This window comes from uncultured Lacinutrix sp., assembly GCF_947500325.1.
Classification (GTDB): Bacteria; Bacteroidota; Bacteroidia; order Flavobacteriales; family Flavobacteriaceae; genus Lacinutrix.
The window spans coordinates 229,355-243,472 of the sequence record NZ_CANMRQ010000004.1 but is presented as its reverse complement, the minus strand read 5'-3'; the positions used below and the strand labels follow the sequence as shown (position 1 = coordinate 243,472).

The 14,118-nt window shown below is 29.8% G+C and carries 11 protein-coding genes; 7 read left to right on the top strand and 4 right to left on the bottom strand.

Going from position 1 to position 14,118, the window contains the following annotated elements:
• Positions 1-13: 13 nt before the first annotated feature.
• Positions 14-2,350 carry a TolC family protein gene (locus Q0997_RS07560; protein ID WP_299886869.1) on the bottom strand — a complete coding sequence of 779 codons (2,337 nt, stop codon included), beginning with the start codon at positions 2,348-2,350 and terminating at the stop codon, positions 14-16.
• Positions 2,351-2,569: 219 nt separating this feature from the next.
• Here Q0997_RS07560 and Q0997_RS07555 point away from each other — a divergent pair, with 219 nt between their 5' ends.
• A complete protein-coding gene (locus Q0997_RS07555; protein WP_299886866.1) occupies positions 2,570-3,544 on the top strand; it encodes a DUF4421 family protein in 975 nt (324 codons plus the stop codon).
• 198 nt (positions 3,545-3,742) lie between these two features.
• Here the strand turns inward: Q0997_RS07555 and Q0997_RS07550 are convergent, their stop codons facing one another.
• The gene (locus Q0997_RS07550) at positions 3,743-4,381 is read right to left on the bottom strand and encodes a hypothetical protein (RefSeq protein ID WP_299886863.1); all 639 of its coding nucleotides are present in this window, start codon (positions 4,379-4,381) and stop codon (positions 3,743-3,745) included.
• 24 nt (positions 4,382-4,405) lie between these two features.
• Positions 4,406-4,999 (bottom strand): papain-like cysteine protease family protein, encoded by a 594-nt coding sequence (locus Q0997_RS07545; protein ID WP_299886860.1) that lies wholly within the window; start codon positions 4,997-4,999, stop codon positions 4,406-4,408.
• Between the two features lie 298 nt (positions 5,000-5,297).
• On the opposite strand from Q0997_RS07545, the gene Q0997_RS07540 reads away from it, so the two are divergent.
• The 6 genes from Q0997_RS07540 (at position 5,298) to Q0997_RS07515 (ending at position 11,930) form a co-directional block, all read left to right on the top strand.
• A complete protein-coding gene (locus Q0997_RS07540) occupies positions 5,298-6,215 on the top strand; it encodes an Mbeg1-like protein (RefSeq protein WP_299886857.1) in 918 nt (305 codons plus the stop codon).
• A gap of 145 nt (positions 6,216-6,360) precedes the next feature.
• Positions 6,361-7,029 (top strand): TetR/AcrR family transcriptional regulator, encoded by a 669-nt coding sequence (locus tag Q0997_RS07535; RefSeq protein WP_299886854.1) that lies wholly within the window; start codon positions 6,361-6,363, stop codon positions 7,027-7,029.
• Positions 7,026-7,355 (top strand): hypothetical protein, encoded by a 330-nt coding sequence (locus tag Q0997_RS07530; RefSeq protein WP_299886851.1) that lies wholly within the window; start codon positions 7,026-7,028, stop codon positions 7,353-7,355. The genes Q0997_RS07535 and Q0997_RS07530 overlap by 4 nt, the downstream gene beginning before the upstream one ends.
• A gap of 125 nt (positions 7,356-7,480) precedes the next feature.
• A complete protein-coding gene (locus Q0997_RS07525; protein WP_299886849.1) occupies positions 7,481-9,154 on the top strand; it encodes a peptidase domain-containing ABC transporter in 1,674 nt (557 codons plus the stop codon).
• A complete protein-coding gene (locus Q0997_RS07520; protein WP_299886847.1) occupies positions 9,147-10,496 on the top strand; it encodes an HlyD family secretion protein in 1,350 nt (449 codons plus the stop codon). Before Q0997_RS07525 ends, Q0997_RS07520 begins: the two co-directional genes overlap by 8 nt.
• A gap of 3 nt (positions 10,497-10,499) precedes the next feature.
• A complete protein-coding gene (locus tag Q0997_RS07515; RefSeq protein ID WP_299886845.1) occupies positions 10,500-11,930 on the top strand; it encodes a TolC family protein in 1,431 nt (476 codons plus the stop codon).
• Between the two features lie 86 nt (positions 11,931-12,016).
• Here the strand turns inward: Q0997_RS07515 and Q0997_RS07510 are convergent, their stop codons facing one another.
• The gene (locus Q0997_RS07510) at positions 12,017-14,077 is read right to left on the bottom strand and encodes an amidohydrolase family protein (RefSeq protein ID WP_299886842.1); all 2,061 of its coding nucleotides are present in this window, start codon (positions 14,075-14,077) and stop codon (positions 12,017-12,019) included.
• Positions 14,078-14,118: the final 41 nt, after the last annotated feature.

Below are 14,118 nucleotides of genomic sequence, written 5' to 3'. Positions count from 1 at the left end.
AATAGTCGTTGAATTAGTTTTTGCTTAAAATATAAGCATTCACATTTTGAATGAATTGTTGGTTTTCGGCTTCGGTATGTACTAAGAAGAAATACCCAATAGCACGTTCTAACTGCATTGATGTTAGTAAATAATTATAGTTGGCAGTTGCTCTTCCTAATTGTGCTTGTAGATAATTGGTTTGTGCATCAATCAATTGAATCACAGGAACAGCACCTTGTTTATATGCATTTTGTGTTAAGTCTAAACTTTCTTTCGCCGTGTCTTCTGCTACTTTAGAAATTTCAATATTTGCTATCTCGCTAATTAAATCGAGAATAATATCGTTGACATTCTTTTCTATATTTAATTCTATATTTTTCTTTTCAAAACCCAATTGCTCTTTTTGAATTTTAGCAGTTTGACGATTAATATTTCTTTGATTTTGATTGAAAATTGGTAATGATATGTTTAAACCTATATTATAAGTACCATCTGGAGCACTTGGAAAACCTACAGGAAGCGTTGAACCTTTTCCAGATTGCGACAATGCTAAATTATATTGGCCTTGTAATGCAACCGTTGGAATAAAACGACCGGTATCATTTAACCTGTAATTGCGCTTAGTGACATTTAAATTGTAATCTATATTCTTAAGTTCTGGTGCATTTTTTTTTGCTTCTTCTACTAAAAACTCAATAAGTGCCGATTGTAGTTTTGGATTATCTAAAATATCATAGAAATCTTCATATTTATAATTTTTAAAAACACCTTCGGAAAGCACAGCATCTTCAATATCAATTTCTTTATTAATGGAAGTATTCATTAATTGATTGATAGTAAAAAAGGCTTGCCTTAACTGATTACCTGCATCAATAAGATTTTGCGTGTTTTGTGCTAATTGACTTCTAAAACGCAACACATCAGATTTTCCCGAAGCACCACCTTCAAAATTTTGTTCTGCCAATTCTAAATTACGCTTTGTTAACTGTAAATTCTGATTTTGAATGGTAGTATTTGTTTTTAATATTAGAGCATTAAAATATGCTACCGAAGCATTTAGTAAAGCATCCAATTCACTAGCATTATAAGTAGCTTGTTGCGCTTTCTGTAATTCCTGTTGTATGTCTATATTAGCTGAAGCGCTTTCAGAATAAATAAGTTGTTCAGCCACAATAGCTCCCGATGTGGAAAACTCTGGATTTGTTCCATTAGAAATTTCAGCAACTCTTGGATCTAAATACAAACCATTAACACTAGCTCCTATATTTGGAAGGTAACCACTTTTTGCTGTTTTGACATCCTGTTCTGTTAACTCTACTGCTTTTTTAGTAGAAGATAAACTAAGATTTTTATCTAAAACACCATTCATAATATCTAGAATAGACATCGCTCCTTGAATATTTGGTTTAGAGTTTCCGCCAATAAAGTCTGCAGAACCTAACATGGCATATCGCAACGGAAAATCAATTTGTTTAGCTGTTTCAAAATTAATCGTCATTTTATTTTTATACTCTAAAAACAATGGTAATTCAGAAGCATTGGTACCGCTAGAAATAGCTTCAATATTTAAAGCTATACGTCTAAAAAACTGTTCGAGGTTTGTTTGTGGTTGGTTGGTTGCTAAAATACCGCGCTCTACATCTTCTATTCTACTCGCTGAAAATGAAGGCAATTTTTTTGAGTTGATTGTGTTTACTAAATCGTCAAAATTCGCATCACTTAATTGAAAACCACCAGCTAAATATATGGCATCTAAACCAACCAATGGTTGAGACTGCAAACCTGTTTCTGAAATTGTAATGAGTTTGTATTGCTTTCCTTGACTAGCAAAATAAGAATTAAAAAGTGTTTTTAAAGGCAGCGATTTCGCAACATAATCATCAACTATAATTCCTATATTTTTATAATCGTAAAGGGTTTTAAACGCCTCTAAGTCTTTTTTATATGACAATGGTGTTATAATGTATGTGATATTGTTAACCTGACTTGTTTTTTGCTCAGGTGGAAGATTTATAAAGTCTGAATTTACTGATCCAAAAACAATGGTTGGTTTTGCGTATGTTTTTTGCTGATATAGCGCAATATTATCTACTACACCAAAAGACAAAATAATATCTGCGCTTCCATTTACCAAAGATTGGTAATTAGCTTTTGCAATTTCTATATTGTAGTTATTTTGTAGTGGCTTTATAAATTCTACCACTTTATCTTGTCCAACAACTGCTCTAATTTCTGTTTTTAATTGTTCTAATAAAGGTTGAACTTGTGGTGAATCTTTATCTGTTAATATTCCTATTGTTATGTCTTGAGCGTAACTAAATTGAAATAGAAGAATAAGAGATATTATAGATACAAAAGTGCTTTTCATATATACTTAAGATTAATTGCGCTCTAAATATAGCTATTAAAAATCAAACAGACCATCTCATAATAAATTCATTAACATGAATATTATTACAAAAACTAATTATGAATTCTGTGTAAGCATTGAGCAGTCTTTTCTATATTTATTAAATATATAGTTGTTAGTATTAATTTGAAAACTGAATATCATTTGAATAAAATAAGCTTTTTAATAATCTTTTTTTTGAATATTTCGAATGCAATAAGTCAAAACAAAACAAGCGAAGATTTTACATCAATATTATCATTTACAGACAAACTTATTATAAAAGCTAATATTGATACCCAAACAGACTCCTATTTTGTTCAATCTGAAAACGATTCAGATTTTAATCTTTCTACAAATAATCAATTTAGACTAGGAATATCATTAGATTATAAATTTATTGGTTTTGGTATTGGGTTTTCTCCAAAATTCTTTCCAGGTAATAACGATAATAACATAAAAGGTGAATCTTCATTCCAAGACTATACTTTTCGTTTTTTTCTTGGAAAGTGGACACAAGAAATTCAATATAAAAAAGTACAAAGTTTTTATGTTGAAAATACAAACGATTTTATCCCAAATTGGATAGATGGTCAAGACGCATATATTCAGTTTCCCGATTTTAAAACTATTTTTTGGAGAGGCTCAACCTCCTTTGTTTTAAACCCTAATTTTTCTTTAAGAAATGTAGTTTACAATACAGAATGGCAACGTAAAAGTGCTGGAAGTTTTATTCCTACTCTACGTTATGGCTACACGCGTTTCTCAGGAATTATAGAAGATTCTAAATCCTATGAAAATAGTTTCAATATAAGCGTCGCTCCTGAATACTATTATACTTTAGTGATACATGAAAATTGGTTTGTTTCCTTTTTTGCATCTCCTTCTTTTGGTATTCGCTTTTCTAATGATGGAGAAGATGGAACAGATATTAAAGAGCGAAATGTGTATTGGCCTGCAGCATTTGATGGTGGATTACAATTAGGTTATAGTTCTAATAAATTTATTTATGGAGCCAATCTTAAGTTTCAAAATACTTGGTACAATGAAGATAGTATGACCAATATTACAAATGATAGTGTATTTGCCAAAATTTATTTTGGATATAGATTTAATGCTCCAAAAATAGTTGAAAAACCTTTTAACTGGATAGAGAAAAAATTTGGGTTGTAGGTCTAATTATGGTTACATAGAAAAGATATTCATAATTAATTATGAACATAAACTATGAACCTTTTTTTTAATATTATATTTTTTTCCTTTTGTTTATAGGGTATTTAAAGTTATATGGACAAACAACAGTAAATACTTGTAAAATAGGATTCAAAGTAATATAACAGACCTCTTTTCCTAGATCTGTTATATTAAATATTAATTAAGTAATCGTTTATCTCCTAATTGACTACCATACTTATTTTGAAATGCAACTGCATCAGCTTTTAATAATTGTAAAAGTGCTTCATCATCTATAGCTTGTCTAACGCTTCGGCCTTTATAAGAAGTATAACTTTTTCCATTAAAACTATACACCACAGTATTTAAATTTGGTACATATACAATTTTAAGATTGCTAAAGTTATTTTGCTTAATAGCATTTGGTAATTGATTTAACTCATTATGATATTGATGATTAATTAAATCTGTTACTTGATAACGTCCTTGTTTAGCATTAGAAACTCCAATAGTTGTAATTACTTTATTACCATTTACTAATGGCACAATTTTCTTTAATTCACTATTTAATGTTCCGTTAAGGCCTTGTTGGTTATAATTTAATAACCTGTTAAAATCCATTTCTTGATATGATATTGGTGATGCCATTGTTGCGCTTTTAACGCTTTCTGCATCTATACCAAAATTAAAATCCTTACCAGCTTTAGATAGTACATCTATAAGATCTGTTTTTCCTTTATTAACAGCTTCTTGTATAGAACTGTCGTTATCTTGTGCATTTGTAGATATTGCTAAAATGATAGCTAAAATGCTTATATATGTTTTTAAATGTTTCATTATTTCTATATTATAAAGTTAATCTTATTTTTTACTTGTGTTGTACCAGGTTTTCCAATGTGTCCTCGCTCCTGCTGGATCTACATATTCGTCATAAGTAATTAAACGCTCAGAACCAACACAAGGTGACCAAGGATCATTTAATACCACATAATTTGTGCCAGCAACAGTAACATAGCCTTTAATAACTACAACATGGCCAACAACTCCAGGTGTTCCATATGCATAACCTAGCACATCTTTAGAACAATATATACTCTTACGTAACTGTTTTAAACTTAAAGCATCATCTACAGCAGTAAACTTAACGCCAGCATAATCTAATTCTAACCAACCTGGGTTATTACAGTCACTTGTTTTTGGACATGGTTGGCCATCATTTTGAAAATCACAACAATTTGTTTTACCAAACCTATGATTTGCGAGATCACATTGTGTTACAATTTGCCCTTCATTTTCAGCGATCATTTGTGTTACGGCTGCCCAACACCAATTATTAGTTTCTTGAGGTCTTAAAGTGTTATTTACGCTTCCTATTGTTGTACTTGGTGTACAACAACTTTGAACGAGAAATAATAAGACTATCGTTTTTACGATTAATAGGATATTTGTTTTCATAATAGATAATTTTTTTCCTACTCAACTACTACTCTATTTTTACGTTTATAAAATAGTATGTAGTAGTATGTAGGAAGTTAATAGCGAATTTCTTTTGTAGCTATTATGCAAAATTATAGAAAACTACTACTTCAAATTAACAGGTATTCCCTTATTTATATCAAGGAAAAGTCCTGTTTTTACTTTAGGTGTTTTTCCTGTATATGTTATAAATACTTATATTCTTAAACCCGTATATATACCCTGTTAAACACTTCGTATTTGATCTATTTTTGAGTAAATTAAAATATAGAATATTATGAGTGGTATCGATCTTTCATGTAAATTATTATGTGCTGCAGAAGCAGCATACTGTATTCAAACTACAGACCCAATTGGTAAATACAATCCATGTGATAACAACCCAAATGTTACTCCAGATATGATTAAGCAATATAATGCCGTTGGTTTTGTTGAAGATCCCTACGTTATCACTGCTGCTCAAATTGAAGCGTGTTTAGTTGGTGTAACTAAAAGTGAAATTATAGTGTCTTTTAGAGGCACCTTACCTCCTGCTAAAAACTGGGATTCGTTTTTCGATTGGTTACAAGATTTTTTTGCAGTACCAACAACAGATCCCTATATACATGGTAAAGTCCATTCAGGTTTTTTATTGGCCTTAAAATTATTATCTAAAAACGTTGTTAAAGCAATAAAAACTTTACAGAAAGAACATAATTCACCTATTTATATTACTGGCCATAGCAAAGGTGGTGGCATGGCTCCTATTGCGGCTATGTATTTTACAAATAGGTACAAGCTAAAAATAGCGCAAACAGTAACATTTGCAGGCCCTAAACCTGGAGATCTATATTTCGCATCATATTATAATCGTATGTTTACTAATGATTTACGTTATGAAAATTATTTAGATATTGTACCGCTTATGCCACCATCTACATCTTTTATAAAAGAATTAGAATTATTACCATTACCTGCTTTATTAAAAAGAATGCTTAAAAGTGCAGAATCATGGGATTATGAACCAGTAGGAACACTTAAATATATAGATAGTCACGGGCATATTCTATCTCCTGCTACTCCTATGATTATAAGAGTCGCAGATATTATGTACGAATTATTTACTGGTAATATAGATGAAATTGCAAATGCACATCACGCAAGTTGTGGTTATCGTTATATGCAAGGAACATGTCAAGGCACTGTATGTTGCTAGTATAGTTTTAAGTTTATTTACAATTAAAGCCTTTAAATAGTTTACGCTATTTGGAGGTTTTTTAATATATAAACATGTTACTGTCAGAATAAAATGTTAAACTTTTATTTTTAATAGTAATACTATTATATATTTGTTTTTGATTATGAAACAATTACCAATAAATATAACTATTGATTCAGATCTGTATTTAAAAAATCCAGAGTCTACAGATCTTGGAAAGAAAATAGTGAGTAAAAGTATTGAGATGATTAATACCCTTGGATTTGAGGGTTTTACATTCAAAAAACTTGGTGTAGCTATTGGTTCTAATGAAAGTTCTATTTACCGTTATTTTGAGAGTAAACATTCGCTATTAGTGTATTTAATAAGTTGGTATTGGAGCTGGATTGAATACAAAATTGTCTTTACTATTATGAATATTGATGATGCAGAAGAAAGATTAAAACGTTGTATTATGTTATTAACTGAAGATATTTCTGAAGACAATTCTATTTCATTTATAAACGAGATACTATTGCATCAAATAATTATTGCAGAATCTTCTAAAGCATACCATACAAAAGATATAGATAAAGAAAATGAAAAAGGATATTATAAAACGTATAAAAGAGTTGTACAACGCGTAAGTGATATTGTACTTGAAATAAATACAACATTTGAATTTCCGCATATGTTAGTATCAACTGTTATTGAAGGTGCTCATCACCAACGTTATTTCTCAAAACATTTACCTGCATTAACCGATGTTGAAGATGGTAAAAATAACATTGTTAGATTTTATACAGACTTAGTATTTAAAACTATAAAATGAATCTTGTAAACAGCTCAATATTTACAATTTTTAAGCACATTACTTTTGTAGTAATGCTTTTTGCAATGGTTGGGCAATCATCTATTCAAGTTTTTGCTATTATATCGGATCTTGATTATAACTGTGTTAATGTAAATAATGAACAAGATTCTGATGAAGAAGAGCAGCAAGAAAATACTAAAGAAGAAAAAGTAGAAATAGTAATAATAGATTTTAATCAATATTTTGAATCTAATGTAGGTGTTAAATTAAATGATGCCTTTTACTTATCAATATATAGTGATTTCAATATGAAAATCAATATTCCACCTCCAGATTTTAGGTAAATATACTCCACAACTGTACGCTATTATTAGCGATGCAAACCTAAAATATATTAAGACTAACTAAAAATTAGTCCAAAAATCACACTTATTAAATAGATATCCCGACTTAATCGGGCTAAGTAACTATGAAAGGAATTATGTCCCCATGGAAACGCTTTACAGGCTTATTACAACTCGATAAAAAAGACATTCGTCAAATATTCTACTATGCTATATTTTCTGGTTTAGTAGCCTTAACATTACCCTTAGGAATACAAGCAATTATTAATCTAATACAAGGTGCTCAAGTATCTACATCTTGGATGGTACTTGTTGTATTAGTAACTCTTGGTGTTGCTTTTCAAGGTATTTTACAACTAATGCAAATTCGTATTTTAGAAAATATGCAGCAAAAGATTTTTACAAGAGCTTCTTTTGAATTTGCGTACCGATTTCCAAAAATAAGAATAGAACAACTCCGTAATTATTATCCACCAGAGTTAGCAAATCGTTTTTTTGATGTATTAACTATTCAAAAAGGATTGTCAAAAATTTTGATAGACTTCCCTGCCGCAAGTTTGCAAATTATTTTTGGTTTAATGTTGCTTTCTTTTTATCATCCATTTTTTATTATTTATGGATTCTTACTGGTTTTATTAATTTATATTTTATTTAAGTTCACAGCAACTAAAGGGTTGGAAACAAGTCTTGTAGAATCTAAAAGTAAATATAAAGTAGCACATTGGATACAAGAAGTATCGCGCGCGCTTATTAGCTTTAAGTTGTCAGGCAATACTAACCTTGCCATGGAACGAAACGATTATTTAACGACTAATTACCTTGATGCGCGAGAAAGTCATTTCAAAATTTTAGTGACTCAATTTATTCAGCTTATTGGCTTTAAGGTTCTAGTAACTGCTGGTCTTTTAATTATTGGCGGTTTGTTAGTACTTAACCAGCAAATGAATATTGGACAATTTGTAGCTGCGGAAATCATTATCCTATTGGTTATTAGTTCTGTAGAGAAATTAATAAAAGGATTAGAGTCTTTTTATGATGTATTAACCTCATTGGAAAAGATAGGTCAAGTAGTAGATAAAAAATTAGAAGTTCAAGATGGTGAAAATCCATTTTTACATAATACCGATTTACATATAGAGCTTGATAACCTTAAATACAGTACAGAAGAAGGTCAAGAGGTACTAAGCAATATAAATTTTAATATAGAACAAAAAGATAGAATACTTTTTGATGGCGCTTCTGGTTCTGGTAAAACAACATTATTAAAAATATTATCAGGCTTATTAACACCTTCAAATGGTGTTCTATATGTAAATAATATATCCATTAAAGGTATATGGCCAAATAAATATAGAGCACATGTTGGACAAGTACTTCCTTCACAAAATCCGTTTGAAGGTACTATACTTGAAAATATAACATTTGGTAGAAAAGATATTCTACAAGAACATCTTAATACAGTACTTAAAGAACTAGGATTACTTGCATTTATAAAAAAACAACCTAATGGTGTTAATACTATGTTGTATCCAGAAGGACAACAAATTCCTTTTACAGTATCTAAACGCATTGTTTTAGCTAGAGCTATAGTACATAATCCTAAATTACTTTTACTCAAAGATCCTTTAGAGCATTTTGAGAAAAAAGAGGCGCAACAGATAGTTAAATATTTAACAGCAGTAGAAAGACCATGGGCTTTAGTTGTTTCTAGTAGAAATGAATATTGGAAAAAACATTGCAATCAAACTATTAAAATTTCAGAAGGAAAAATAAACGCAAAAAACAAGAACAATGCTTAATATCTCTCATAATCAATTAAATAAAAAAGTATCTCTCAAGGAGTATAATGCTTTTAAGAAAGTGTTTGTTACAAAACATAATAGGTATTTTAATCGTTTTTTAGGAGTATTTGCGCTAATACTTGTTATAATACTTTTTTTACCATGGACGCAAAATGTTAGTGGTAATGGCTATGTTACAACATTAACACCAGATCAACGCCCCCAAACAATACAATCACCTATTCCTGGTCGTATTGAAAAATGGTATGTTAAAGAAGGTGATTTTGTTACTAAAGGAGATACTATTTTATTTATTTCAGAAATAAAAACTGAATACCAAGATCCACGTTTGGTAGAGCGTACTAACCAGCAACGTGATGCAAAAAGGCGTTCTGTTTTATCTTATCAAGAAAAAATAAAAGTGCTTGAAAATCAAGTATCTGCATTAACAAAAGAACGAAGTTTAAAACTTTCTCAAGTGGAAAACAAGTTGAAACAATCTCGTTTAAAAGTGAAAAGTGATAGTATTGATTTTAAAGCTGCTAGCACTAATTTAAATATAGCGCAAAAACAATATGACAGAACTGTATTACTTGAAATTGAAGGTTTAAAATCTGTGGCAGATGTAGAAACAAAACGTCTAAAGTTACAAGAGACTGAAGCAAAGTTGATTTCTCAAGAAAATAAATTATTATCTAGTAAAAACTTAGTAGTGAATGCACAATTAGAAATAAGTCGTGTAATGGCAGAATATTCTAATAAAATTGCAAAATCACGAAGCGATCGTTTTACAGCAGAATCTAATCAATTTGAGGCAGAAGCTCAAGTCTCTAAATTAGATAATCAATCATCTAGTTATAAGATAAGAAATGCTATGTATTATATTACGGCACCTCAAAACGGTTATATTAATAAAGCTATTAAAGGTGGTTTAGGAGAAACCTTTAAAGCTGGAGAAAAATTAGTTGGCATCATGCCAGCAAATTATGATCTTGCCGTAGAAACCTATGTAGATCCTATAGATTTGCCTTTAATGCATATAGGAGAAAGTGTGCGTATTCAGTTTGATGGTTGGCCTGCTATTTTTTTTAGCGGTTGGCCTAATGCTTCATTTGGAACTTATGCAGGAAAAGTTGTAGCAATAGAAACTTTTATAAGTAACAATGGAAAATTTAGAATATTAATTGCTCCAGATATAGACAGTAGTCCATGGCCAAAAAATGTACGTGTTGGTTCTGGTGCTTACACGATAGCATTATTAGACAATGTTTCTATTTGGTACGAATTATGGAGGCAACTTAATGGCTTTCCTCCTAATTATTACATTCCAAATAATAATATATCATCAAAAAAGAAATAGCAAATGAGAAGGATAATTAAACAGGTTTCAGTGTTTATCTTGTTTGCTTTTTTTAAAACAGGATTTGCACAAAATATAGAGAATACAACAAATAAGACTCTGTCTTTTGAAGAATATTTAGGGTATGTAAAGCAACACCATCCAATTATAAAACAAGCAGGACTTATATTAAGCACAGGAGAAGCTAATTTATTAAAAGCTCGTGGTGGTTTTGATCCCAAGGTAGAAGTTGACTACAATCGTAAGAAATTTAAAAAAACCGAGTATTTCGATGAGTTTAATACACGTTTTAAAATACCAGTCTGGTATGGCATAGAATTTAAAGCAAATTTTGAAGATAATGCTGGCGAATTTTTAAACCCTAACCTTAATACCCCAACTAATGGGTTATATAGCGCTGGTGTTTCATTGTCTTTAGCACAGGGTTTTTTGATAAATGAACGGATGGCTTCAATAAAAAAAGCACGTTTTTTTATTAAACAAACGAAAGCAGATAGAGATTTAATGGTAAATAATATATTATTTGATGCTAGTATGGCTTATTTTGATTGGATAGAAACAACAAACGAGTTACGTATTTATAATACTTATTTAGATAATGCTTCAATAAGACTTAAAGCTATAGAAAGAAGTGTTAATCTGGGAGAAAAAGCCAAAATAGATATTACAGAAGCACGTATTACTTTACAGAGTAGACAACTTAGTTTTGAGAAAGCAAAATTAAAAAAGAGAAAAGCAGAGTTAGTAGTGAGTAATTATCTATGGTTTAACAACATACCTATGGAAATAGAAGATAATATATTACCTATAGTTCCAGAGTTTTCAAGTATACAATCGTCATTAATTATTAATAATAGTATAGATAATATATCTGATTTAGTTAATACTCATCCCAAACTGATTAGTTTGGATGCTAAAATAGATAGACTAACTATAGACAAAAGATTAAAAAAGAATAAATTATTGCCAAAAATAGATTTACAATATAATTTTCTATCTCCAGAAATAGATCAAATTAATACGTTTAATACTTCTAATTATAAAACTAGTCTTAACTTTAGTTTTCCTCTTTTTTTAAGAAAGGAACGTGGTGATTTAAAACTGGCAGAACTTAAACTCCAAGAAGTCAACTATGAGCGCCTTTCTTTCACTTTATATATTAAAAATAAAATTTCTGATGTAAATTCTGAGATGGAATCTTTAACAGTTCAAAATAATTTGATGCGTTCTATTGTGTCAGACTATCAAACATTAGTAAAAGCAGAAGAGCGTAAATTTTTTTTAGGAGAGAGTTCATTATTTTTAATTAACTCAAGAGAGCAAAAATTAATAGATGCACAACTTAAAGAGAATAAATTACTTATTAAGCAATTAAGTATAACTGCAAAGTTATACAACGTATTAGGAGTTACTGAATTTATTAATATAAACTAAAAAGTAAATTTTAAACAAAGAGAAAGTTCTGTTTTATGAACAGTTCTTTCTCTTTATAAAAAATATTAACTATTAAGATTAGAATTTTATATTCGATTTAATACGGCTTTACCAGCTTCATTATCAGGATTTAATACAATAGATTTTTTGTAGTTAAGTTTTGCTTTGGAAGTATTACCTTGAGCTAAGTAAGCTTCTCCTAAACTATCATACACATTCCATGATTTAGGAAACGCGCTAGCATTCATTTCAAAAACAGCTATAGCTTCTTTAATGTTGCCAAATTGTAAGTATAAATAGCCAAGTCCATTTATTTCGTTTTCTTCTAAAATATAATTAGAATCTGTTTTATTAGTTGCAAAATAAGTTTTGGCTGCAGGAAGTCCTTTTTCTAAAATAGTCATATATAATCCTAATCCAATATACTTTTTAGCATTGGTGAAATTTGTATCACAAAATTTGTAAAAATGCTTTAACTCATGAGTTTTTCCTTTTCTAATTAAACTGTATGCTGTATTGGTTATAGCAGCACTTTCCATTGTATAAGATTTATTAGGAAACTGACTTTTAAAAAGCTTAAAAGCAGCCATTGCTTCAGTTAGCTTTTCTCCTGCAAATAATTCTCTAACTGTATTTTTTAACTCACTCACCTTAACATCTGGATATGCTTTGCTTTTTGTAGCATTATTAAACCAAATATTCCCCGCTTCTACTCCATCATTTAATAAAACAGCTCTTAGCTCATGACCTATAGATTTTGTTGGTATATGGACAGTACCATCTTTAATTATAGTTTTTTCTGAACGTACATTATTAATATCATCAAAAGGATTTTTATCAAATAAAATTAAATCAGCAACCTTTCCTACTTCTATTGCACCACGTTTATTATCCAATTGCATAGATTCGTATCCATTAAGTGTTGCAATTTGAAGTGTTTCACCAATTGTAAATCCTGCTTTATTAAGGAGAATAAGTTCAGATAGTAATGCTTTACCTCCAAAACGACAATCTGTACCAATACGCAATTTTACGCCTTTATTATGTGCAATTTTCATGTAATTCATAAATGCTATATAAGCAGCGTCTAATTGCTTTTGTTGTGTTAAATTATAATTAACCATTGGTGTATCTCGTATTGGAAAATACTCAAAAGATGTAAAAAAATCAGTTTGATTAGCAGAAGAAGCAACTACATTTAAAGCAGAGCTTATTGTAACATTATTTTTAGCCATTTTATCAAACAATTCGTAAAGTCGTAATTCAAACTTAGGATTAGATTTTATGTATCCAAAAAAATAGACCATTTGTGCTGCAAATTCATCAATGCTAGAGTTCATTTTAATCTGATACATTTCATTCATTTTTGGCCAATGCTCATCGTAGTTTAAAATACTTGGTGTAAGTGTGAAAAAGTGTTCAAAATTTGAAACTCCATAATCTATACCTTCACCAATAGTTACGCGATTATTATCAACATGAGAATTAATAATAATGCCTTGCTTTATAGCTTCGTCTGCCATAGCTTCATAATCTAATTTATGTAGTTTGCTATAGAGTTTCATGTATTTTAGTCCGCGTTTAGCATAGCTTCGTACTTTTTCTCTACCATGCTCAGGATTTTTAATTTCTATATGATGTGCCGGTTGTTTTCTATCTTCATCAGACACCATAGATCCGCCACATATAAAAATATTTGGATGGTTTGGTGATGGTTTTTTCTGCCAGTCTAATGTTACATCTATCCAAGGTTCTGGTTGGCCCATATCTATAATGGTTGTAACTCCATAATCTAGATAATGCTGTGCAGTTAAATCTCTTAGCATGTTTAAACCATTATCGTCTTTATAATCTTCTGGTGACGCTGCATCTGCACCATAGTTACCAACAGTATGCACATGTGTATCAATAAATCCAGGAATTAATAAACGCTGCTTCCCTTCTATTGTTTTTAAAGCTTTAAAAGTTTTATCTCCATCTATTATTGCTGCAATGGTATCTGCTTTAATTAATACCGTTTTATTATTTAATACAGCAGTTGTTTTACTATTAAATAGCTGCACATTAGCAATAGCTAAATCGTATTTTTCTTGATTACAACTAGAAACAATAAATACTATGAGAACTAGTGAAAAGAAATTTTTCATGTAGATTGATTTAAAACAGTGCTGCTTTAATAATATTAAAA